The sequence below is a fragment of the Sandarakinorhabdus sp. DWP1-3-1 genome, from assembly GCF_049896705.1.
Lineage (GTDB): Bacteria > Pseudomonadota > Alphaproteobacteria > Sphingomonadales > Sphingomonadaceae > Sandarakinorhabdus.
Window position 1 is genome coordinate 630,439 of the sequence record NZ_JAFCUV010000001.1, and the last position, 20,872, is coordinate 651,310.

Annotated in this window: 20 protein-coding genes and 1 tRNA gene; 12 read left to right on the forward strand and 9 right to left on the reverse strand. The window is 67.1% G+C overall.

Annotated elements, in window-relative coordinates:
• Nucleotides 1-13 precede the first annotated feature (13 nt).
• The gene (gene tyrS / locus ACP7AI_RS02940; protein ID WP_426163895.1) at nucleotides 14-1,213 is read left to right on the forward strand and encodes a tyrosine--tRNA ligase; all 1,200 of its coding nucleotides are present in this window, start codon (nucleotides 14-16) and stop codon (nucleotides 1,211-1,213) included.
• Here tyrS and ACP7AI_RS02945 read toward each other — a convergent pair.
• The 6 genes from ACP7AI_RS02945 to ACP7AI_RS02970 all read right to left on the reverse strand — a co-directional run bounded on the left by ACP7AI_RS02945 (nucleotide 1,210) and on the right by ACP7AI_RS02970 (nucleotide 7,490).
• Nucleotides 1,210-2,466 (reverse strand): sensor histidine kinase, encoded by a 1,257-nt coding sequence (locus tag ACP7AI_RS02945; RefSeq protein ID WP_426163897.1) that lies wholly within the window; start codon nucleotides 2,464-2,466, stop codon nucleotides 1,210-1,212. The genes tyrS and ACP7AI_RS02945 overlap by 4 nt on opposite strands.
• A gap of 119 nt (nucleotides 2,467-2,585) precedes the next feature.
• Nucleotides 2,586-3,269, reverse strand: coding sequence for a winged helix-turn-helix domain-containing protein (locus tag ACP7AI_RS02950; protein ID WP_426163900.1), 684 nt, complete (start codon nucleotides 3,267-3,269; stop codon nucleotides 2,586-2,588).
• A gap of 84 nt (nucleotides 3,270-3,353) precedes the next feature.
• Nucleotides 3,354-3,500: a hypothetical protein gene (locus ACP7AI_RS02955; protein ID WP_426163902.1), complete on the reverse strand. Its 147-nt coding sequence runs from the start codon at nucleotides 3,498-3,500 to the stop codon at nucleotides 3,354-3,356.
• Nucleotides 3,501-3,618: 118 nt separating this feature from the next.
• Nucleotides 3,619-5,427 (reverse strand): translation elongation factor 4, encoded by a 1,809-nt coding sequence (lepA, locus tag ACP7AI_RS02960; RefSeq protein WP_426163904.1) that lies wholly within the window; start codon nucleotides 5,425-5,427, stop codon nucleotides 3,619-3,621.
• Between the two features lie 123 nt (nucleotides 5,428-5,550).
• A complete protein-coding gene (locus tag ACP7AI_RS02965; RefSeq protein ID WP_426163906.1) occupies nucleotides 5,551-6,174 on the reverse strand; it encodes a hypothetical protein in 624 nt (207 codons plus the stop codon).
• 29 nt (nucleotides 6,175-6,203) lie between these two features.
• A complete protein-coding gene (locus ACP7AI_RS02970) occupies nucleotides 6,204-7,490 on the reverse strand; it encodes a papain-like cysteine protease family protein (RefSeq protein WP_426163908.1) in 1,287 nt (428 codons plus the stop codon).
• A gap of 229 nt (nucleotides 7,491-7,719) precedes the next feature.
• Between ACP7AI_RS02970 and ACP7AI_RS02975 the strand changes: the two genes are divergently transcribed.
• The 3 genes from ACP7AI_RS02975 to ACP7AI_RS02985 all read left to right on the forward strand — a co-directional run bounded on the left by ACP7AI_RS02975 (nucleotide 7,720) and on the right by ACP7AI_RS02985 (nucleotide 10,220).
• A complete protein-coding gene (locus ACP7AI_RS02975) occupies nucleotides 7,720-9,021 on the forward strand; it encodes an FAD-dependent oxidoreductase (protein WP_426163910.1) in 1,302 nt (433 codons plus the stop codon).
• A 54-nt stretch (nucleotides 9,022-9,075) separates the two neighbouring features.
• The gene (locus ACP7AI_RS02980) at nucleotides 9,076-10,080 is read left to right on the forward strand and encodes an SDR family oxidoreductase (RefSeq protein ID WP_426163912.1); all 1,005 of its coding nucleotides are present in this window, start codon (nucleotides 9,076-9,078) and stop codon (nucleotides 10,078-10,080) included.
• A gap of 63 nt (nucleotides 10,081-10,143) precedes the next feature.
• Nucleotides 10,144-10,220, forward strand: a tRNA-Pro gene (locus tag ACP7AI_RS02985).
• A gap of 55 nt (nucleotides 10,221-10,275) precedes the next feature.
• Here the strand turns inward: ACP7AI_RS02985 and ACP7AI_RS02990 are convergent.
• Complete coding sequence (locus ACP7AI_RS02990) at nucleotides 10,276-10,770, reverse strand: DUF4126 domain-containing protein (RefSeq protein ID WP_426166540.1); 495 nt, start codon at nucleotides 10,768-10,770, stop codon at nucleotides 10,276-10,278.
• 149 nt (nucleotides 10,771-10,919) lie between these two features.
• On the opposite strand from ACP7AI_RS02990, the gene ACP7AI_RS02995 reads away from it, so the two are divergent.
• Entirely contained in the window at nucleotides 10,920-11,303 is a 384-nt protein-coding gene (locus ACP7AI_RS02995) for a VOC family protein (RefSeq protein ID WP_426163914.1), read from the forward strand.
• A gap of 17 nt (nucleotides 11,304-11,320) precedes the next feature.
• The gene (locus tag ACP7AI_RS03000) at nucleotides 11,321-11,836 is read left to right on the forward strand and encodes a DUF1993 domain-containing protein (protein WP_426163916.1); all 516 of its coding nucleotides are present in this window, start codon (nucleotides 11,321-11,323) and stop codon (nucleotides 11,834-11,836) included.
• A 19-nt stretch (nucleotides 11,837-11,855) separates the two neighbouring features.
• Here the strand turns inward: ACP7AI_RS03000 and ACP7AI_RS03005 are convergent, their stop codons facing one another.
• Nucleotides 11,856-12,413 (reverse strand): hypothetical protein, encoded by a 558-nt coding sequence (locus tag ACP7AI_RS03005; protein ID WP_426163918.1) that lies wholly within the window; start codon nucleotides 12,411-12,413, stop codon nucleotides 11,856-11,858.
• Nucleotides 12,414-12,508: 95 nt separating this feature from the next.
• Between ACP7AI_RS03005 and ACP7AI_RS03010 the strand changes: the two genes are divergently transcribed.
• From ACP7AI_RS03010 to ACP7AI_RS03025, 4 genes are all read left to right on the forward strand, one after another.
• Nucleotides 12,509-13,642 (forward strand): DUF47 family protein, encoded by a 1,134-nt coding sequence (locus ACP7AI_RS03010; RefSeq protein ID WP_426163920.1) that lies wholly within the window; start codon nucleotides 12,509-12,511, stop codon nucleotides 13,640-13,642.
• Nucleotides 13,643-13,654: 12 nt separating this feature from the next.
• Nucleotides 13,655-14,653: an anion permease gene (locus ACP7AI_RS03015; protein ID WP_426163922.1), complete on the forward strand. Its 999-nt coding sequence runs from the start codon at nucleotides 13,655-13,657 to the stop codon at nucleotides 14,651-14,653.
• Between the two features lie 87 nt (nucleotides 14,654-14,740).
• On the forward strand, nucleotides 14,741-15,640 hold the full coding sequence (locus tag ACP7AI_RS03020; protein ID WP_426163924.1) for a UDP-2,3-diacylglucosamine diphosphatase: 900 nt from the start codon (nucleotides 14,741-14,743) through the stop codon (nucleotides 15,638-15,640).
• Entirely contained in the window at nucleotides 15,640-16,692 is a 1,053-nt protein-coding gene (locus tag ACP7AI_RS03025; protein ID WP_426163926.1) for a glycosyltransferase, read from the forward strand. The genes ACP7AI_RS03020 and ACP7AI_RS03025 overlap by 1 nt, the downstream gene beginning before the upstream one ends.
• Before the next feature lie 3 nt (nucleotides 16,693-16,695).
• On the opposite strand, the gene ACP7AI_RS03030 is transcribed toward ACP7AI_RS03025, so the two are convergent.
• Nucleotides 16,696-17,364, reverse strand: a complete 669-nt coding sequence (locus tag ACP7AI_RS03030; RefSeq protein ID WP_426163929.1) for a LuxR C-terminal-related transcriptional regulator — start codon at nucleotides 17,362-17,364, stop codon at nucleotides 16,696-16,698.
• Nucleotides 17,365-17,437: 73 nt separating this feature from the next.
• On the opposite strand from ACP7AI_RS03030, the gene ACP7AI_RS03035 reads away from it, so the two are divergent.
• On the forward strand, nucleotides 17,438-18,712 hold the full coding sequence (locus ACP7AI_RS03035) for an amidohydrolase family protein (RefSeq protein ID WP_426163931.1): 1,275 nt from the start codon (nucleotides 17,438-17,440) through the stop codon (nucleotides 18,710-18,712).
• Entirely contained in the window at nucleotides 18,712-20,808 is a 2,097-nt protein-coding gene (locus ACP7AI_RS03040) for a penicillin acylase family protein (protein ID WP_426163934.1), read from the forward strand. The genes ACP7AI_RS03035 and ACP7AI_RS03040 overlap by 1 nt, the downstream gene beginning before the upstream one ends.
• Nucleotides 20,809-20,872 lie beyond the last annotated feature (64 nt).

A 20,872-nucleotide genomic window follows, 5' to 3' on the forward strand; every position in this document is an offset into this window, starting at 1 on the left:
TGAACCCGGCATCATGACCTATACCTCCGATTTCCTGCGCACGCTCGAGGCGCGCGGTTTCATCCACCAGATCACCGATGCGGCGGCGCTCGATGCCGCGGCGTCGGCGGGCGTGGTGACCGCCTATGTCGGCTATGACTGCACGGCGCCGAGCCTGCATATCGGCAATCTGGTGTCGATCATGATGCTGCGGCACCTGCAGCAGACCGGGCATCGCCCGATCGTGCTGATGGGCGGCGGCACCACCAAGGTCGGCGATCCTTCGGGCAAGGACGAGGGGCGGCAATTGCTCGATGATGCGCGGATCGAGGCCAACAAGGCGAGCATCCGGCGGATTTTCGAGCGCTTCCTCGCTTTCGACGGTCCTAACGCCGCGATCATGACCGACAATGACGAATGGCTGTCGGGCCTGGCTTACATCCCGTTCCTGCGCGACATCGGCCGGCATTTCTCGGTCAATCGGATGCTGAGCTTTGATTCGGTCAAGCTGCGGCTCGATCGCGAGCAGCCGCTGAGCTTCCTCGAATTCAACTACATGATCCTCCAGGCCTATGACTTCCTGGAGCTCAATCGCCGCCATGGCTGCACGCTGCAGATGGGCGGGTCGGACCAATGGGGGAATATCGTCAACGGGACCGACCTGATCCGTCGCGTCGACGGCAAGGATGCCCATGGCCTGACGACGCCGCTGATCACGCGGGCCGATGGCGCCAAGATGGGCAAGACCGCGGCGGGCGCGGTGTGGCTGCACGAGGATTCGCTGCCGGGGTTCGATTACTGGCAGTTCTGGCGCAACACCCATGATGCCGATGTGGCGCGGTTCCTGAAGCTGTTCACCGACCTGCCGCTGGCCGAGATCGACGCCGTGATGGCGGGCGACATCAATGCCGCCAAGGCGGTACTGGCGACCGAGGCGACAGCGCTGTGCCGCGGCCGTACGGCGGCGGAGGCCGCGGCGGCGACGGCGGCAGCGACGTTCGCGGGCGGGGCGGGGGCCGACCTGCCGAGCCTGGCTGTGGCGGCGCCGGTGACCATCCTCGATGCGCTGGTCGGCCTTGGCTTTGCGGCGTCGAAGGGCGAGGCGCGGCGGCTGGTGGCGGGCGGCGGCGCGCGCATCGATGACGTGGCGGTGGCGGCGGACAGCGCCATGGTCGGGCCGGGCGCGCGGGTGTCGGCCGGCAAGAAGCGGCACGGGGTGATCGTCGCTGGCTAGGTCCGTGCCGGCAGGTCGATGATGACCTTCAGTCCCGGCTGATTGGCCTTCAGGGTCAGGCGGCCGCCGTGCAGCCGCGCGATGGCGGCGGCCAGCGACAGGCCCAGGCCTGCGCCACCAGCCGGCCGCGCTGCATTGAGGCGGCCGAACCGGCGCAGCGCGTCATCGTGGGACGCGCTGGCGATGCCGGGCCCGCGATCGCAGACGGCAAGTTGCGCGCCGTCGGCGGTCGGTACCGCCGCCACCTCGATTTCGCCGCCGCTGGCGCCATAGCGCAGAGCATTGTCGATGAGGTTGGACAGCGCCCGGCCGAGCAATTCCCTGTGCGCCAGCACCGGTACCGAGGTCGCCGCCAGCGCGGTGAGATGCACGCCGCTGTCCTCGGCGAGCGGTTCGTACATGTCGACCATGTCGACGACCAGCGCCGCGAGGTCCATGCGCGTAAAGCTGTCGCGCCCGATACCGGCTTCGACCCGGCTGATCTCCAGACTGGTTTCGAGCATGGCAAGCAGCGCGTCGGCCTCGGCGCCGATGCCGGCAACCTCGGCATTATGGCCGTCGCTGGCGCGGGTCAGCCGGTCGATGCGCGCCTTCATCCGGGTCAGCGGGGAGCGCAGGTCGTGCGCCAGTCCATCGGTAACCGAGCGGAGCTCGTCGAGCAGCGCCTCGATGCGGGCGAGCATGGCGTTGAGGGCACCGCCCAGTGCATCGAAGGCGTCGCCGGTGCCGTCGGTCGCCGCATCGACACGCCGCGACAGGTCGCCCGCCGCCACCGCGCCGGCGACATCGGCGATGCCCTGGACCCGCGCCGCGATGGTGCGGGCGAGGAGGTAGGCGACGCCCAGCGCGAGCGCGAGCGCGAGACCGACGGCGGCGACGAGGCTGGTCGTCAGCGTTTCGGTCAGGCGCTGCTGTTCCTCGACACTGCGGCCGATCAGCAGGCGATAGCCGCCGGGCAGCGGCGTCGCGCTGGTTGCAAAGGTTTCCGGGGTGCGATGGCCGGTGCGCAGCATCGCGACCTGGGTGAAGCGATTGTCGGCAGCGACGCCGGCCGGCCAGGCGGCGACATTGCCGACAACGAGGCGTTCGCCGGGCCCGGTGAGCATCATGGCCAGCGGCCCCGGCACGCGCATTTCACCGGCGATGATGGCGCGCGCGCCGGCGACGCCGTCCCGGGCATAGATCTGGACGATGGCGTTGCGCTCGGCGGTGATCAGCGCCCGCGCATCGGCGTCGAGCTGGTTTTGCGTCACGCGGGCGATGAAGCCCAGGATGATGGCGCCGCTGCCGGCGAGCGCCAGGAAGACGATGATGCCGATGCGGGCCGTTGTCGAGCGCGGCCAGACCGACCGGACCGGCGGGAATGGCGAGATCAGTGCTCTCCCAGCCGATAGCCGGCGCCGCGAACGGTGTGCAGCAGCGGCCTGGCGCCGCCCTCGTCGAGTTTCTTGCGCAGCCGACTGACATGCACGTCGATGACGTTGGTGCCCGGGTCGAAATGATAGTCCCAGACGCCCTCCAGCAGCATGGTGCGGGTGACGACCTGGCCAATGTGGCGCATCATGAATTCGAGCAGGCGGAACTCGCGCGGCTGCAGCTCGATACGGCGGCCGCTGCGGGTGACGCGGCGGGCGAGCAGGTCCATTTCCAGATCGTCGAAGGCCAGCCGCGTGACCGGCGTGTCGCCGGGGGAGGCGACGCGGCGACGCACCGCTTCGATCCGGGCCAGAAGCTCGGCAAAGGCGAAGGGCTTGGGCAGGTAGTCGTCGGACCCCGCCCGCAGCCCGCGCACCCGCTCGTCGAGGCTGGCGAGTGCCGACAACATGACAACGGGCGTGGTGACGCCGCCGGCGCGCAGGGCCGACAGCACGGCAAGGCCGTCCATGCCGGGCAGCATGCGATCGAGGACAATGGCGTCGTAGCTGCCGTCCGACGCCTGGAAGAGGCCGTCGCGGCCATCACCTGCGATGTCGACGGTAAAGCCGGCCTCGCCAAGGCCCTTGGCGATATAGTCGGCGGTGGTGGGGTCGTCTTCGACGCAAAGAATACGGGTCATCAGCGGACTCTACTCCCAATCATGGGGCGGTGACAGATGCCAAGAAAGGCCGCGGCGAGCGCTCGCCGCAGCCGGTTCATGGTATTACTTGCCGGCCTTGGTTCCGGTCTTTTCGACCTTGGTCCTGGTGTGATGATTGCCGGCCTTCTCGACCTTGGGCGCCGGCGCGGCGGTGGCGGCACCGGCAACGCCCATCAGGGCGATCAGCGGGATGAGCAGCTTGGCGTTCATGGGGTTCTGCACTCCGTTGCGTCGGACCTGTGTGCCCGACGTCGCGGTTGTGCGCCGGGTGGGCCGTCGGCGGCATTTCCGGCAAATGAAGAAATGGCAAGCGGCTGCGGTGCCGACGTCAGTTTTCGTCACCCATGCGCAGCGCGGCGATGAAGGCTTCCTGCGGGATGTCGACATTGCCGTACTGCCGCATGCGCTTCTTGCCCTCCTTCTGCTTGTCGAGCAGCTTGCGCTTGCGGCTGGCGTCGCCGCCATAGCATTTGGCGGTCACGTCCTTGCGCATCGCGGCGATGGTCTCGCGGGCGATGACCTTGCCGCCGATCGCGGCCTGGACCGGGATCTTGAACAGATGGCGGGGGATCAGGTCCTTCATCCGCTCGCACATGTGCCGGCCGCGGGCCTCGGCGGCGCCGCGGTGGACGATCATGCTGAGCGCGTCGACGGGTTCGGCATTGACCATGATCGTCATCTTGACGAGGTCGCCCTCGCGGTGGCCGATCTGGTGATAGTCGAAAGAAGCGTAGCCGCGCGAGATGGACTTCAGCCGGTCGTAGAAATCGAAGACGACCTCGTTGAGCGGCAGTTCATAGACGACCTGGGCGCGGCCGCCCACATATGTCAGGTTCTTCTGGATGCCGCGGCGATCCTGGCAAAGCTTGAGGATGGAGCCCAGATATTCGTCGGGCGTGAAGATCGTCGCCTCGATCCAGGGCTCCTCGATCAGTTCGATGGTGCTCGGGTCGGGCATGTCGCTGGGGTTGTGCAGTTCCAGCGTCCGGCCGTCGCGCAGCAGCATCTTGTAGACGACCGACGGCGCCGTGGTGATCAGGTCGAGGTCGTATTCGCGGGTCAGCCGCTCCTGGATGATCTCCAGGTGCAGCAGCCCCAGGAAGCCGCAGCGGAAGCCGAAGCCGAGCGCCGCGCTGCTCTCGGTCTCGAACGAGAAGCTGGCGTCGTTGAGACGCAGCCGACCGAGGCTGTCGCGAAGCTTTTCGAAATCGGCGGCATCGACCGGGAACAGCCCGCAGAACACCACCGGCTGCACGGTCTTGAAGCCGGGCAGGGCGGTCGCGGTCGGGCGCTTGGCGTCGGTGATGGTGTCGCCGACGTTGGTCTGGGCGACTTCCTTGATCTGGGCGGTGATGAAGCCGATCTCGCCGGGGCCGAGCGCATCCAGTTGCTCGATCTTGGGCCGGAAACAGCCGACGCGATCGACGAGGTGCGTGGTGCCCGCCGCCATCATGGCGATCTGCTGGCCCTTTTTCAGGATGCCGTCGATGACGCGGACGAGGATGACGACGCCGAGATAGGGATCGTACCAGCTGTCGACGAGCATCGCCTTCAGCGGTGCGGCCGGGTCGCCCTTGGGCGGCGGGATCTGGGTGACGATGGCTTCGAGCACATCCTCGATGCCGATGCCCGACTTGGCGCTGGCGAGGACGGCGTGCTCGGTGTCGAGGCCGATGACGTCCTCGATCTGCTTCTTCACCCGCTCGGGCTCGGCGGCGGGCAGGTCGATCTTGTTGATGACCGGCACGATGACATGGTCGTGCTCGATCGACTGGTAGACATTGGCGAGGGTCTGCGCCTCGACGCCCTGCGCCGCATCGACGACGAGCAGCGCGCCTTCGCAGGCGGCGAGGCTGCGGCTGACCTCATAGGCGAAGTCGACATGGCCGGGCGTGTCCATCAGGTTGAGGACATAGCGCTTGCCGTCCTTGGCCGGATAATCGAGGCGCACGGTCTGCGCCTTGATGGTGATGCCGCGTTCCTTCTCGATGTCCATGTTGTCGAGCACCTGCTCGCTCATCTCGCGCGCCGTCAGGCCGCCGGTGGTCTGGATCAGCCGGTCGGCGAGCGTCGATTTCCCGTGATCGATATGCGCGATGATCGAGAAGTTGCGGATGAGGGAGATGTCTGCGGTCATTGTGCATCGCCCTGTAGCAGAGGGGGCGCAGGGTGCAATGCGGCGAACCCGCCGAAACGAGTGCGGGGCCGGCTGCCGGAACTCTGGCAGCCGACCCCGTGGGGGGTAAACCGGTGGTGTGGTTCAGCCGTCTCCCTGCCCGGCGGCGCGGGCCTGGGCTTCGTCGTGCAGCGCGGCGACGAGCTCCTTTTCGCTATAGTGCCGGCCGACCTCCAGGGCCGGGCTGCTGACTTCCAGTGGTTCGAAGCTGTCGGCACCGGCCTTGCGCAGCCACAGCAGCGTCAGCTGCAGCGCCGGGATGCGCAGCTGGGCAACTTCGCCGTCGGCGCCGCCTTCCACCGCTTCTTCCGTGGCCATGCGCGTCACTGCGTTGCGGAAGCGGCCGATGGCGATGCCGTTGCTGATCTGCGCGAACTTGGTATCGGCGGCGCTGACCTCGGCGGATACCGCGCCGGCGTTGGTCGGCATGATATGCGCCCAGAGCGCCAGCTTTGCCCCGGCGGCGACATTGCCGGCGATGAGCTGGTCGAGGCCGAGCACATAGACCGGCGTGGCGATGGCGTCGGACGCGGCAACCTCCTCGAGGTTGCGGGCGACGTTGAGCTGGTCGCCCAGGGCAAAGCGTCCGGCGGCTTCGGTGATGGCCGGCGCCCGCATCTCGATCGCGGCGCTGCGGCCGAGCTGGGGCAGGGTTTCGGCGAGCGCCGCGGCGACGCCGGCGGGGGGAACGGCAAAGGTAATCGGCATGATCGATCCTTTCTGAAGATCTGCGGCCCTCAGGCCTTGGTATAGCCCGTGCCGATCCAGCTGCCCGAGCCGTTATAGGCCGTGCGCAGTGTATCATAGGCAACGACGGTGGTGGTGCCCTGTGCCGGATCGGCAGCGCTGGAGCTGCCGGGATCGCAGACGATGACGAAATTGCCATCCTCCACGCCCGCGGCGACGATGGCATGGCGGCCACCGCCCGACCATTCGATGCGCACGAAGGCCGGGCGACCCGCCGCCATCTGGCCGCGCAGGTCGGCGAACGACACGCTGTTGTTCTGCATCTGCTGGAGATGGCCGAGGTCGTCGAGCACGCCGGCGGTGTCGTCGGGCTTGTTGCAGCGATCGCCATCGGCGCCGGGGCCGGGCAGGCAGCAATCGGTGCGGTTGCGCCGGCTGTTGACGAGCGTGCACTGGGTCAGCGTCGCCGCCGGCTGGTAGTAGCGGCGGATGCTGTTGGATACGGCCGACCAGCACCACTGGCTCTGCTGCTGGCGCTGGATGCGGAAGCGCAGGTTGACGTCGACGGGCAGCATGGCGAGCGCGCCGGCGACGAACACCGGGCGAAAGCCATCGGCGACCAGGCGATCGAAGGTGGCCTGATAGGCGCCGCCGGTCATGCCATGGTTGCCGACCGAGGCCTGGGCGCGTTTTTCCCACAGGCCGGCATAGAGATCGACGCCGCCGGCGATGCAGGAGCCGCCCGACACCAGGTCATAGCCCTGGGCGGCGAGGCTCGCATGGGCCGATCGGAATGCCGATTCGCGCAGGCCATGGCGTGCGACCCAGGCCGGGCCGGGGCTTTTTTCCCACCAGGCCATGTAGCGGGCCTCGCCGCCGGTGCTGTAGGTCGAGACGCCGCGCAGCCGGAAGCCCTTGCCGACGAAATCGTTGAAGGCGGCCTGATACTGCGCGCCGTCGAGACCGTGGCGGGCAACCCAGTCACCACTGCCGCCGGCTTCGAAGACCGCTGCAAAGCGCTCGGTGTTGCCGACGGCAAAGCCCGACAGCGATTTCGGCCGCATCCCGGCCTTTACCCAGGCATTGACCTGGGTCTGGTACTGGGCGCTGGTCAGGCCATGGCGGGCACCCCAGGCGGGGCCGGCAACTTTGTGCCAGATGGTGGCATAACGGGCTTCGGTGCCGTTCGAATAACCGCTGAGGCAAACCTGCCGCCAGCCTTTTTTACTGAGGTCGTCGAACAGTGTCTGAAGTCCGGCCGAAGTCAATCCGTGTCGTGCGGTCCAGTCCGGACCACCGGTTTTCTCGAAACTTGCCATGAACAGGTCGAGCGCCATTGTCGTCTCCCCTTTTTTGGTTGAGCGCGATCATCAGCGATCTGCGTCTGGGGCGGCTTATGCTCTTTCCAAGGTTGGTCGTATTGGAAGAAACCGACAAAAATCATGCCCATTCTTCCAATTCCCGTTAACCTGTTGTTTAGCGTCGGATAGCCCAGCTGACTTGACCGGCGCGGCGCTGCGGCCCTAGCGGGGAGCCGAGCACCCTTCGCCAACGGACACAGGCCCCATGACCCTCAACATCGCCATCATCGGCGCCGGCCCCGCCGGCTATTACACTGCCGAGGCTGCACTGAAGCGCTGGGGCGGCACGGCGCGCATCGACATCATCGACCGCTTGCCGACCCCCTATGGCCTGATCCGTGCCGGCGTCGCGCCCGACCACCAGTCGATCAAGGCGGTGACCAAGCGCTATGAGGCGACCAACCTGGGGGCGGGGGTGCGTTTCGTCGGCAATGTCGCCGTCGGCCGCGATGTGCAGATCGCCGAACTGCTGGCCATCTACGACGCCGTGGTGCTGTCGGTCGGGGCGCCGCACGACAAGCCGCTCGGCATCCCAGGTGACGACCTGCCCGGCGTGCTCGGCAGCGGTGCCTTCGTCGGTTGGTACAACGGCCATCCCGAATTCGCCGGCCTGCAGGTGCCGCTGTCGCACCATGGCGCCGCGATCATCGGCAACGGCAATGTCGCCATCGATTGCGCGCGCATTCTCGCCAAGACCTGCGAGGAGCTGGAAACTTCGGACATCGCCCAGCACAGTGTCGACGCGCTGCGCCGGTCGGCGGTGCGCGACATCCATATCGTCGGCCGGCGCGGGCCGCACCAGGCGAGCTTCACCACCAAGGAAATGGGCGAGCTCGGCCATCTCGAGCGCGCCCAGCCGCTGGTCAAGCCCGGCGACCTGCCGCCGGTCGAGGAGGACGCCGCGCTCGATCCCGGCGATCGCAAGACGGTGACCCACCTCAGGAATTTCGCCGCGACGCCGCGCGGCGACAAGCCGATCACTATCCATTTCGAGTTTTTCCGCCGCCCGGTGGCCGTGGAGGGCAACGGTAAGGCCGAACGGCTGATCGTCGAGACGACGCGGCTGGAAGACGGAAAGGCCGTCGGCACCGGCGAATTGCACGCCATTCCCTGCGGCCTCGTCATCGCCTGCATCGGCTATCGCACCGCGACCATCCCGGGCGTGCCCTATGACGAGGGCCTTGGCCGCTTTCCTGTCGATGGCGAGGGACGCATTTTCAAGGGGCTTTACGCCAGCGGCTGGGCACGGCGCGGGCCTTCGGGCACCATCGGCACCAACCGACCCGATGGTTTTGCCGTGGTCGATGCCATCGGCGCCGATGTGAGCGAGTCCAGGGGCGGCGACGCGCCGGCGGCGCTCGATGCCCTGCTGGCGGGTCGCGGCGTCAAGACGACGCATTTCGCCAACTGGCAGGCGCTCGATGCCCATGAGGTGTCGCGGGCGCGGCCGGGGGCGCCGCGCGAGAAACTGGTCAGCTTGGCGGAGATGCTTGGCCTGATCGGCTGAACCTTCGGCAGGGGCGGGTGTTGTTGCCAGCAGAGCCCTTGTCGGAGAGATTTCATGAGCGAAACAAAGGATTTGCCGCAGGATGCGGTGCTGTCGCGGCGTGCCATGGTGGGCGGCGTCGCAGCAGTCGGCGTCGCAGCCGCAGGGCCGGCGGCGGAAGCGGCGACACCCGCCGGGCCTGCGCTCGTCGATCCGCGCGGGAAATACCCCAAGCCGCCGTTCGACAAGCAGCAACAGCCCTGGCCGGGCCTGGCGCGCGACATGAAGCCCAGGCCGGACCATGGCGAGCAGAGCTATAAGGGATCGGGGCGGCTACGCGGTCGAAAGGCGCTGGTCACCGGCGGTGATTCCGGCATGGGCCGGGCGGCGGCGATCGCCTTTGCCCGCGAAGGCGCCGACGTCGCGATCAACTACCTGCCGGCCGAGGAAGCCGACGCCCGCGAGGTCATCGACCTGATCCGGCGGGAAGGCCGCAAGGGCGTGGCACTGCCCGGCGACCTGCGCGATGAGGCGTTCTGCACCAAGCTGGTGGCCGATGCCGCCGCGCAGCTCGGCGGGCTCGACATCCTCGTCAACAATGCCGCCCGGCAGCAGACGAAGCCGACCATCGGCGACATCAGCAGCGAAGATTTCGACGCGACGATGAAGACCAATATCTATGCGCCGTTCTGGATTACCAAGGCGGCGGTGCCGCGCATGCCGCCGGGTTCGGCGATCATCATGACAACATCGGAACAGGCCTATGATCCGTCGAAGGATCTGGTCGACTATGCCATGACCAAGGCCGCGAACATGAGCTTTGCCAAATCGATGGCCAAGCAGCTTGCCGACAAGGGCATCCGCGTCAACGGCGTGGCGCCGGGGCCGATCTGGACGCCGTTGCAGGTGAGCGGCGGCGCGACGCAGGAAAAGCTGCAGAATTTCGGTGGCGACACGCCACTTGGGCGGCCGGGCCAGCCGGTCGAACTTGCGGGCATCTATGTGCAGCTCGCCGAAAATGCCGGCAGCTATGCGACGGGCCAGGTCTATGGCGCGGCAGGTGGCGGCGGCCAGCCCTGACCGCGGCCACAAGCGGCTTGCCGATGCCGCGACCCCCGGCTATACGCCCGCTTCCGCTGGAGTCGGGGCGTAGCTCAGCCTGGTAGAGCACTGTCTTCGGGAGGCAGGGGCCGGAGGTTCGAATCCTCTCGCCCCGACCAGCGGAATTCAGAGGGATCGCGGGTTCCCGGCCCGCCCCTCATCCCCACTAAGGCGCTAACGCCGGCGGATGATCGCGACGGCTGTCGTGACGACGGCGGCATCCTCGATAAAGCCGGTCGGGGTCTGGCCGTGATCCGCCATTGCCGCCATGCGCAGGCGCCAGCCCGGATAGGACGCCACGACCGCCGTCACACCACCGATGGCAGCGGCGGCCCAGCGGTCGCGTTGTGGGGCGAGCGCCATGCCCGCTACAGCGGCGGTGATGAAGCGCGCGGTGAGCCCGATCGGCACGATGCGGTCGGGGGCGGTCTTCTGCTTGTCACCCGCCATCTCGGCGATGGCCAGCGCCAGGGTCGCGGCGGCGACAGTCGGACGGGCAAGGATCGCCGGCGCGCCGTTGTCTTTCGCCAGTTCGCCGCGCCATGCGGCGATCGAGACCGCCGCAAGCGGCGTCATCGCCCGCTGGCCGCCGACAATACCCATCAACACCAACGCCCGCATGATCTGTTTTCCTTGGATACGCATTTCTGCAACGCTCCACGGCGTCATCGGGTCCACGGTTGCGATGGGGGCCGGTCACGCGGCTATTCATTGCGCCTATCGACACCGGCGATGCCGCGCGGCATTGACGCGTCGGTCCGGCGGCGTGCCGGGCACAGATGCGCCGGCCCGGCAGGGCCGGCAAGGGGAGATCGCCAATGTTCAGTCACATCATGGTCGGCGCAGACGATGTTGCCGCTTCGAAGGCCTTTTACGACGCCACGCTCGGCGCGCTGGGCCATCCGGCCGGCGGCATGGATGACAAGGGCCGGGTTTTCTACATGACGCCGACCGGCATCTTTGCGATCACCAAGCCGATCAACGGCGACGCCGCATCCTGCGCCAACGGTGCGACGATCGGTTTCGCGGCGGCTTCGCCCGAGCAGGCCGATGCCTGGCATGCAGCAGGCCTCGCCGCCGGCGGCACGGCCTGCGAAGATCCCCCCGGCGTCCGCAGGGGCGGCCTAGGCAGCCTGTATCTTGCCTATCTCCGCGATCCCGCAGGCAACAAGCTGTGTGCGCTGCACCGCATGCCCGCCTGATCATAGGGAACACCGACATGGCCTTGACGATCTATGATGCCGCCGTGCCGGTGTTCACCAATGCCCTGACCGACATGCGGGCCTGGCTCGACAAGGCGGCGGTGGTGAAGCCCGAGGCCGAATTGCTGGCGGCGAAGCTGACCGACGACATGCGGCCGTTCCCGGCGCAGATCCAGATGGCGTCGGATGCGGCGAAGGGCGCGGTGGCGAGGCTCGCGGGCGTCACGCCGCCGCCCATGGCCGACACCGAAGCCAGCTTGGCCGAATTGCGCGATCGCATCGACCGCACACTGGCGTTCATCGCATCCGTCGATCCGGCGGCAGTGCTGGCCGGCGACGATCGGCCGATCGAGCTGAAGTTTCCCAACGGCATGGGCTATCGCTTTACCGGCGCAGCATTCCTGACCGGGTTCGCGCTGCCGAACTTCTTTTTCCACATCACGACGGCCTATGCGATCCTGCGCGCTGAAGGGGTGCCGCTGGGCAAGAGCGACTTCCTCGCGCATCTGGGGCAACCGCTGACCGACCTTTAGGGCCGGTCAGCGGTCTCGCTCAGTCGTCCTCGTCGTCGATGTCCTTCATGGCGTCGACGGCGTCCTCGCCGAGCGTGAGGCCGCCCGGGAACTCGTCGTCGTCGATGTCATCGGGATCGGCGTCGTCGTCGGCGTCCTCGTCTTCGAGGCCATGGTCGCTGGACATGGCGGCGAGGGGGTCGTCGCCGGTGTCGGCGATGTTTTCCAGCCGGCCGGTGTCATCGTCGTCGGCACCGATATCGTCGTCGCCGCGGCCTTCCATGCCGTCGGTGATGGCTTCGTCGGATATCACGGTGTCGCCGTCGTCCATCATCGGTTCGCCTTCATAGGCGCTCATGTCGATGCGTCCCGACGTGATCATCTGCTTCAACTGGTCAACCGTATCGACGATATCGTCGTCGGGCGTGACGCCCAGGCCGCCATGGGGCTTGGTGCTTTCCAAGATGTCGTGATCGTCGCCGGGCACGCCGTAAAGCCGGTCGTTGGCGACATCCTGCGCCTGGTCCTCGTCGCGCTGCTCCTGGTTCACCGTACCGTTGGTCTCGTTGTTCTCGTCTTTCTGGTCTTGTGGTCGCATGGGACACCTCCGCTCCCGTAACGGCCCGCCGGCGGTCCTGTTCCGCCACGATCTTGCACCCGCAGCCGATTACGGCCACAGCGCTTGTTACCAGCATGACCAGCCGCCAGATTGCCGCCCTGCCGTACCGCATCAAGCCCGATGGCACCGCCGCCATTCTGCTGATCACGTCGCGTGCCAGCCGGCGATGGGTCATCCCCAAAGGCAATCCGATGCGCGGCCTCGGTCCGCATCACGCCGCCGAGGTCGAGGCCTTCGAGGAGGCCGGCATCAACGGCATCCTGTGCCCGACGTCGCTTGGCACCTTCGATTACGACAAGAAGCGGAGCAAGGGCGGGCTGCGGCCGACGCGGGTCGAGGTGTTCCCGCTTGCCGTCACCGCGGAATTGGGCGACTGGCCCGAACAGGATCAGCGCCGGCGGCAATGGTTCGACCTTGCCGACGCGGTCGCCGCGGTCGACGAGCCCGAATTGAAGGCGATCATCCGGGATTTCCGGGAGCCGCTGCCGATCCCCGGGATCACCGATCGCGCGCTCGACCAGATCAGCACCTGGGCGACGAACAAGGGGGCACACCGTTTTCCGATGCTACGCTGGTTTCAAAGGCTGATGCCGCAGCAGGGCCGGTTCTTCGAGCTGTTCGATGCCCATGCCGCGACGCTCGTCGCAGGGGCCGATGCGCTGGCCAAGCTGTTGCAGGGCGGCGCGGGGATGGCCGAGCACAGCAGGGCGATCTTCGACCGGGAGGAGGCGGCCGACGCCATCACGCGCCAGGTGCTGCAGGATGTGCGCCGCACCTTTGTGACGCCGTTCGACCGCAGCGCCATCACCTCGCTGATCAGCTCGATGGACGACGCCATCGACCAGATGAACAAGACCGCCAAGGCGATATCGATGTACGATGTTACCGAGTTCGACGCGGAGATGCGCGACATCACCGGCATCATCGTGGAGGCGGCGCGGGTGACGGCCGAGGCCATCCCGTTGCTGCGCGCGCTCGGCGCCAACGGCAGCCGGCTGCACGTTCTGACCGGGCGGATCGTGCTGCTGGAGGGACAGGCCGACGACATCCACGACGCCGGCATGAAGGCGCTGTTCCGCAGGCACGCCGAAACGGCGCCGATGGCGTTCATCGTCGGCCAGGAAATCTACACGGCGCTCGAAAAGGTCGTCGACTGTTTCGAGGATGTCGCCAACGAGATCCAGGGCCTTGTCATCGATCATGCCTGATCGCCTGGCCTGATGGCGATTTCCTTTACCGTCCTGGTCCTGTTGATCGGGGTCGCGCTGCTGTTCGATTTCCTGAACGGCCTGCACGACGCCGCCAATTCGATCGCCACCGTCGTGTCGACGCGCGTGCTGGCGCCACACTATGCCGTCGTCTGGGCGGCGTTCTTCAATTTCATCGCCTTCCTGTTCTTCGGCCTGCATGTCGCCGAGACCGTCGGCACCGGGATCATCGATGCCAACATCATCGATGCGCAGGTGATCTTCGGGGCGTTGATGGGCGCGATCGTCTGGAACGTCGTCACCTGGGCGCTGGGCATCCCGTCGAGCAGCAGCCATGCACTGATCGGCGGGTTGATCGGCGCCGGCACGGCCAAGGCGGGCAGCGCGGCGGTGGTCTGGGCCGGCGTTGCCAAGACGGCAGGCGCCATCGTCATGTCGCCGATGATCGGGCTGGTCCTCGCCATGCTGATCGTGCTGGCCATCGCCTGGATCTTCGCGCGCTTCACGCCGTCGGCGGTGGACGGCATCTTTCGCAAGCTGCAACTGCTGTCGGCGGCGCTCTATTCGCTCGGCCATGGCGGCAATGACGCGCAAAAGACCATGGGGATCATCACCGTGCTGCTTTATTCGCAGGGTGTCCTGACGGGCGAGTTCCATGTGCCGCTGTGGGTGGTGCTGGCCTGCCAGGCGGCGATGGGGCTCGGCACGCTGTTCGGCGGCTGGCGGATCGTCCATACCATGGGGTCGAAGATCACCCGGCTCACCCCCGTCCAGGGCTTTTGCGCCGAAGCCGGCGGCGCCATCACGTTGTTCGGCGCAACAGCGCTCGGCGTGCCCGTGTCGACAACGCACACCATCACCGGTGCCATCGTCGGGGTGGGGGCATCCCGGCGCGTGTCGGCGGTGCGCTGGAACATCGCCGGCCGTATCGTCGTCGCCTGGGTGGTGACCCTGCCGGCGTCGGCGCTGATCGCTGCTGTCGTCTACTGGATGACGCAGCTGCTCGCGTGAGACTGCGGAGGCGGCGCCTGCCGACACGCGTTTGTCACGGGCAGGATGTAGGGGAGCGCCAGCGATAACGGTCGAGGGCCCCACGGCATGGCAAGTCACCCGCTCACGGCACTTCGCGAAACCATCGATCCCGTGCCGCCGACGAGCCGCTTCGGTACCGCGCACTGGCAGCATGACGATGACCGCGCGGCGCGCAAGAAGCTGCGGTTCCGCACCGTCTGGATCAGCGACACGCATCTCGGCACGGCCGGCTGCAACGCCGAGCTGCTCCATGACTTCCTGCATTCGATCAAGCCCGACACGCTGTACCTCGTCGGCGACATCATCGACGGCTGGCGGCTGAAGCGCGGCTGGTACTGGCCGCAGCGGCACAATGACATTGTCCGGCGGGTGCTTAAGCTCGCCAACAAGGGCACCCGCGTCGTCTATATCCCCGGCAACCATGACGAGGCGCTGCGCGACTTCACCGGGCTGGCGTTCGGCGGCGTCGAGGTCATGCCCGAGGCCATTCATGTCACCGCGGATGGCCGGCGTTTCCTCGTCCTCCACGGCGACGAATTCGACGGGGTGGTGCTTTACGCGCGCTGGCTCGCCTTTGCCGGCGACGTTGGTTACGCGGTGCTGCTGCGGCTGAACGTCTGGTTCAACGGGCTGCGCCGCCATCTGGGGCTGCCGTACTGGTCGTTGTCGGCGTACATCAAGCACCGGGTCAAGAACGCCGTCGCCTTCATCTCGAAATACGAGGAGGTCGTCGCCCATGCGGCGCGCGAACGCGGTGTCGATGGCGTTGTCTGCGGCCACATCCATTCCGCCGAAATCAGGGACTTCGGGGGCGTGCTGTACATGAACGACGGCGACTGGGTGGAAAGCTGCACGGCGCTGGTCGAGCATATGGACGGACGCATCGAGATCCTCGACTGGGCGGCGCGGGCCGAGGCGGCGGGGACTGTCGCCGGCACGATCGCCCGCGTGCCGGAGGCCGCTTGATGCGCATCACCATCGTTTCCGACGCCTGGATGCCGCAGGTCAATGGCGTGGTCCGTACATTGTCGACGATCGTCGCGTTGGCGATGGCGCGCGGCCACCGGGTCCAGACCATCACGCCCGACATGTTCCGGTCGGTGCCGATGCCGAACTATCCCGAGATACGCCTGGCGCTGACCACCCGCCGCCGCGTTGCCGCGGCGATCGCCGGCCATCGCCCCGACGCGGTGCATATCGCCACCGAAGGGCCGCTTGGCTGGCTGGCGCGGAGCTGGTGCATCGCCGCGGGCGTGCCATTCACGACGAGTTTTCACACGCGCTTTCCTGATTACGTCGCCGCTCGCACCGGCCTGTCGCCGGCGCCGTTCTGGCGGCTGCTCGAGCGGTTCCATCGGCCGGCGCGGCATATCCTCGTGGCCACGCCGCGGCTCGCGGACGAACTTGCCGAACACGGCCTGCGCCATACCCGCCAATGGACGCGCGGGGTCGATACTGCGCAGTTTTCGTCCGCGACCCCACCGCATCCGCTGTTTGCCGAGCTGCCACGGCCGATCGCCGTCCATGTCGGCCGGGTGGCGGTAGAAAAGAACATTACCGCGTTTCTTGACGCCGCATGGCCGGGAAGCAAGGTCGTCGTCGGCGACGGCCCGGCGCTCGACCAGTTGCAGGCACAGTATCCCGACGCCTGTTTCCTCGGGAGCCTGCACGGCCAGGCGCTGGCGTCGACCTATGCCGGTGCCGACATCTCGGTGTTTGCCAGCCGCACGGACACCTTTGGTCTCGTCATCGTCGAATCGCTGGCGTGCGGCACACCGGTTGCCGGCTATCCGGTCGCCGGGCCGCTCGATATCCTGGGCGAAGACGGCTGCGCCGGCGGCGCCGGACGCATCGGCGGGATCGATACCGACCTGGCGACGGCGATGCGGCAGGCGCTCACCGCCAGCCGGCGCGCTGCCGCAGCACGCGGCGCGGGGTTTGGCTGGGAGCGCTCGTGCGATCAGTTCCTGGCCGCGCTGGCCGAAGTCGACCCGCCACTCCGCGTGCTCGCGGCATAACGCCTAGCCGAGGGCACGGAGGCGGTCATCCATCGCCAGCTGGGTGCGGCTTTGCAGGCCCAGCTTGGTGTAGACATTGTGCAGGTGCATTTTCACCGTGCCCTCCGAAATGCCCAGCGCGTCGCCGATCGTGCGATTGCGCTGGCCGGCCGCAACCAGCTTCGCAACATCGCGCTCCCGCGGCGTTAACGCGTTTACCGACAGCATGGCGCGGCGATAACCATGCGCCTGGCTGACAGCTTCGTCATCAAGCCATTGTCCACCGGCCGCTACCGCGGCAAGGCAGATCGCCAGTCCGGTACCATCGTCGGATCGCAGAACGAGGCCCCTGCACCCGGCATCGATGGCGGCAGCGATGCTCGGGTGATCGACTGCCGACGCGATTATGATCACCGGCAGGGATGTCGCGGCGGCCACGCCGGGACCGTCCAGGTCGATATCGACGACGGCGATGTCGATGTGATCGCCGTGCACCATCCCGCGGACTTCGCTGACGCTGCTCGATGTCGCGATGTTGGTGTGGCCAAACGTCATCAACAGGGCGGCGAGCCCCGCGGCGACGAGCGGCTGACGATCGGCAACCAGCAGCCTGAGCCCCTGTGCGCCTCCGGGATTGTCCTGCCAACGCACTGACTGACCCTCTGTTGTTTTGTATAGATACGTACAGAGCATTGGAGAGTTGCATCGGCAAGCGCTTGCCCGACGTCATCGTGCGCCTTACCGTCGAGCGACAGGGGAGAAGACAATGCCATCGAAATTCTTGGTTGCAGCGGCGCTGCTGGCAACAACCGCGCCCGCGCTGGCCGATACGGTGGCGATCACGGCCGCTCGCATGATCGACGTGGTCGCCGGCCGGACGATCGCCGATGCCGTGGTCGTCGCGACCGATGGCCGTATCGTTGCGGCGGGGCCGGCCAGCACGACACCAGTTCCGGCCGGGGCGAGCCGCATCGACCTGGGCGCCATGACGATGCTGCCGGGCCTGATCGACATGCATGTCCATCTGAGCGGCGACCCGACCATCGGCGGCTATCGCGGCCTTGAATATGCCCGCAGTTTCAGCACGGCGATCGGGGTCACCTTTGCCAAGCGCACGCTCGATGCCGGCTTCACCACGGTCAGGAACGTCGGCAGCGGCAACCTTGACGACATCGGGCTGAAGCAGGCGATCGAGGGCGGCTATATCGTCGGCCCGCGCATCGTGCCGGCAACCTATGCCATCGGCGCCACCGGTGGCCATTGCGACGCCACCGAGTTCCAGCCCGAGATCAAGGTCGAGACGCCGGGCGTGGCCGACGGGCCCGATGCCATTCGCGCCAAGGTGCGCCAGCTCAGGAAATGGGGCGCCGAGGTGATCAAGTTCTGCGGCACCGGCGGCGTGTTTTCCAAGACAACGACTGTCGGCGGCCAGCAGTACAGCCAGGCCGAAATGGATGCGCTGGTCACCGAAGCGCACATGCTGGGCATGAAGGTCGCCGTCCACGCCCATGGCACCAGCGGCATCAACACGGCGCTGCGCGCCGGCGCCGACACCATCGAGCATGCCAGCCTGGCCGATGACGAGAGCTTTGCCCTGGCCAGGAAGAGCGGCGCCTGGTTCTCGATGGACGTCTATGACGATGACTACATTCTGGCCGAAGGCGCGAAGAACGGCGTGTTCGCCGAAAGCCTGGAAAAGGAACGCGCCATCGGGTTGAAGCAGCGCCAGACCTTCCAGCGGTCGGTGAAGGCGGGTGTCCGCCATGTCTTCGGCACCGATGCCGGCGTCTATCCGCACGGCACCAACGCGCTGCAGTTTGCCAAGATGGTCGAATGGGGCATGACCCCGCTGCAGGCGATCCAGGCGGCCACGGTCAATGCCGGCGAGGCGCTGGGCCGCTCGGCCGATGTCGGGGCGCTGGCGCCGGGCCGTTATGCCGATATCGTCGCGGTAACCGGCGACCCACTGGCCGATGTCCGTGTGCTTGAAAAGGTTGCGGTGGTGATCAAGGGCGGCGTCGTCGCCAGGGACGCGCGTTGATGCCGAAATGGTTGCGGGGGCTGCTGATCGTCCTGGGCGTGCTGGCGACAGCCATGGTTGGCCTCGCCAGCTGGGACAATCTGACGGCGCGCGGTTCGGTCGCCGATCCCATGCTGAAGCACGACGTGCGCATCGTTCGCGACAGCTGGGGCGTGCCCCATATCTATGGCAAGACCGACCCGGACGTCGCCTATGGCCTCGCGATCGCCCATGCCGAGGATGACTTCCGCAATCTCGAGGAGGTCGTTGCCGCCGTTCGTGGCCGCGGCGGCGCGATCACCGGCCAGGATGGCGCCAGGATCGATTTTGCCGGGGCGCTGCTCGGTGCCAATGCAACCGCGGCGCGCCACTATGGCGAACTGCCGCTGGACACGCGGCTGCTGCTCGAGGCCTATGCGAGGGGCATCAACTTCTACGCCGCCAAGCACCCGGGCGAGCAGCGTATCCGCGGCCTGTTTCCGGTCAATGGGCAGGATATCGTCGCCGGCTTCATGCTGCGCTCGCCGTTCTTCTTCGGCCTCGACCGCCCGCTCGGTGCGCTGGTCGCCGGCGAACCGGTGCCGCGCGATGCCGGCCCGGCCGACGAGCGCGGCTCCAACGGTTTCGCCGTTGCCGGCAGGCGTTCGGCCGACGGCGTCACCCGGCTCATCGTCAATTCTCACCAGCCCTGGGAGGGTGGGGTGTCATGGTGGGAGGTCGTCGTCCATTCCGAACAGGGCTGGGATTTCGCCGGCGCGCTGTTCCCCGGTGCGCCCTATCCGCTGCTGGGGCACAACAAGACGCTGGGCTGGACCAACACGGTCAACCGCCCCGACCTGATCGACACCTACAAGCTCGTGGTGAACGAGGCCGGTACCGAGTATCGGCTCGATGGGAAATGGCTGCCGCTCGAAAGTCGGCGGGTCTGGCTGCGGGTCAAGTTCGGGCCGTTCAAGCTGCCGATCCCGCGCACCGTCTATCGTTCGGTGCATGGGCCGGTCATCAAGACCGACAAGGGCTGGTTCGCGCTGCGTTATGCCGGCATCGACGATGTCCGCCAGGTGACCCAATATTACCGCCTGAACAAGGCGCGCACGCTCGACGAATGGCAGCGCGTCATGGACATGCAGGCGATCAGCGGCACCAATTTCGTCTATGCCGATGCCGCTGGCCATATCGGCATGTTCTACAACGCCCGCTTTCCCGACCGCGCGCCCGGTTACGACTGGAAGGGCATCCTGCCCGGCGACACGTCGAAGACGCTGTGGACGAAATACCTGCCGTGGCGTGCCGATCCGATGACGGTCGATCCGGCCGCCGGTTGGGTCGGCAACTCCAACAACACGCCGTTCCTGTCCACAGCGCCGGCGGATGAGCAGAAGCGCGAGGCGTTTGCGCCGGAGATGGGCATCGAGACCTTCGTGACCAACCGGGCGCTGCGCTACCAGTCGCTGTTCGCCGGGCTCGGCGACCGTCCGATCAGCCGTGATGACCTGCTGCGCATCAAGTTCGACAAGGGTTATGACAAGACCGGCTGGGCCGGGACCTGGTACAGGCAGGTGATGGCGCTCGACACGTCGAAGGCGCCGGATCTCGAGGCGGCGCAGAAACTGATCGGCCAGTGGGACTGGACGCTCGACTGCAATGGACCTGCCGATACGCTGGTGACGCTGGCGTTCGCCGATGCGGCGCGCTCCGCCTATATGAACAAGCCGCGGCAGGATGCAGCGCCGGCCTTGCGGGCGGCGGTCGACACCCTGCAGGCGCGTTATGGTCGGCTCGATGTGCCGCTCGGTGATTTCCAGCGGCTGCGCCATGGCAAGGTCGACCTGCCGGTCTGTGGCGGTCCGGAAACATTGCGTGCGATCATCGGCACGCCGGACGGCGAGGGGCATCGCGTCGCCAACAACGGCGACGGCTTCATCATGCTGATCGAATGGGCACGCGATGGCGCGGTGTCGTCGCGCAGTGTCCACCAGTTCGGTGCCGCGACGATCCGCACCCAATCGCCGCATTATGCCGACCAATCCGCGCTCTTCGCCAGTGAACGATGGAAGCCGGTCTGGTTCGACAGCGAGGCGCTGCGCAGTCATACCGAATCGAGCACAAATCCCTGACAACGCCATGGCAATCTTGCATGAACCAGAGGTGTCATTACGGCACCGTGGGTCAAGCAAGAGG

What these genes read in the sequence shown, in the direction of transcription:
- tyrS (WP_426163895.1), top strand. Translation starts at nt 14, where the DNA reads ATGACCTATACCTCCGATTTCCTGCGCACGCTCGAGGCGCGCGGTTTC.
- ACP7AI_RS02950 (WP_426163900.1), bottom strand. Translation starts at nt 3,269, where the DNA reads ATGACCCGTATTCTTTGCGTCGAAGACGACCCCACCACCGCCGACTAT.
- ACP7AI_RS02955 (WP_426163902.1), bottom strand. Translation starts at nt 3,500, where the DNA reads ATGAACGCCAAGCTGCTCATCCCGCTGATCGCCCTGATGGGCGTTGCC.
- lepA (WP_426163904.1), bottom strand. Translation starts at nt 5,427, where the DNA reads ATGACCGCAGACATCTCCCTCATCCGCAACTTCTCGATCATCGCGCAT.
- ACP7AI_RS02965 (WP_426163906.1), bottom strand. Translation starts at nt 6,174, where the DNA reads ATGCCGATTACCTTTGCCGTTCCCCCCGCCGGCGTCGCCGCGGCGCTC.
- ACP7AI_RS02970 (WP_426163908.1), bottom strand. Translation starts at nt 7,490, where the DNA reads ATGGCGCTCGACCTGTTCATGGCAAGTTTCGAGAAAACCGGTGGTCCG.
- ACP7AI_RS02975 (WP_426163910.1), top strand. Translation starts at nt 7,720, where the DNA reads ATGACCCTCAACATCGCCATCATCGGCGCCGGCCCCGCCGGCTATTAC.
- ACP7AI_RS02980 (WP_426163912.1), top strand. Translation starts at nt 9,076, where the DNA reads ATGAGCGAAACAAAGGATTTGCCGCAGGATGCGGTGCTGTCGCGGCGT.
- ACP7AI_RS02990 (WP_426166540.1), bottom strand. Translation starts at nt 10,770, where the DNA reads ATGACGCCGTGGAGCGTTGCAGAAATGCGTATCCAAGGAAAACAGATC.
- ACP7AI_RS02995 (WP_426163914.1), top strand. Translation starts at nt 10,920, where the DNA reads ATGTTCAGTCACATCATGGTCGGCGCAGACGATGTTGCCGCTTCGAAG.
- ACP7AI_RS03000 (WP_426163916.1), top strand. Translation starts at nt 11,321, where the DNA reads ATGGCCTTGACGATCTATGATGCCGCCGTGCCGGTGTTCACCAATGCC.
- ACP7AI_RS03005 (WP_426163918.1), bottom strand. Translation starts at nt 12,413, where the DNA reads ATGCGACCACAAGACCAGAAAGACGAGAACAACGAGACCAACGGTACG.
- ACP7AI_RS03010 (WP_426163920.1), top strand. Translation starts at nt 12,509, where the DNA reads ATGACCAGCCGCCAGATTGCCGCCCTGCCGTACCGCATCAAGCCCGAT.
- ACP7AI_RS03015 (WP_426163922.1), top strand. Translation starts at nt 13,655, where the DNA reads ATGGCGATTTCCTTTACCGTCCTGGTCCTGTTGATCGGGGTCGCGCTG.
- ACP7AI_RS03020 (WP_426163924.1), top strand. Translation starts at nt 14,741, where the DNA reads ATGGCAAGTCACCCGCTCACGGCACTTCGCGAAACCATCGATCCCGTG.
- ACP7AI_RS03025 (WP_426163926.1), top strand. Translation starts at nt 15,640, where the DNA reads ATGCGCATCACCATCGTTTCCGACGCCTGGATGCCGCAGGTCAATGGC.
- ACP7AI_RS03030 (WP_426163929.1), bottom strand. Translation starts at nt 17,364, where the DNA reads ATGCTCTGTACGTATCTATACAAAACAACAGAGGGTCAGTCAGTGCGT.
- ACP7AI_RS03035 (WP_426163931.1), top strand. Translation starts at nt 17,438, where the DNA reads ATGCCATCGAAATTCTTGGTTGCAGCGGCGCTGCTGGCAACAACCGCG.
- ACP7AI_RS03040 (WP_426163934.1), top strand. Translation starts at nt 18,712, where the DNA reads ATGCCGAAATGGTTGCGGGGGCTGCTGATCGTCCTGGGCGTGCTGGCG.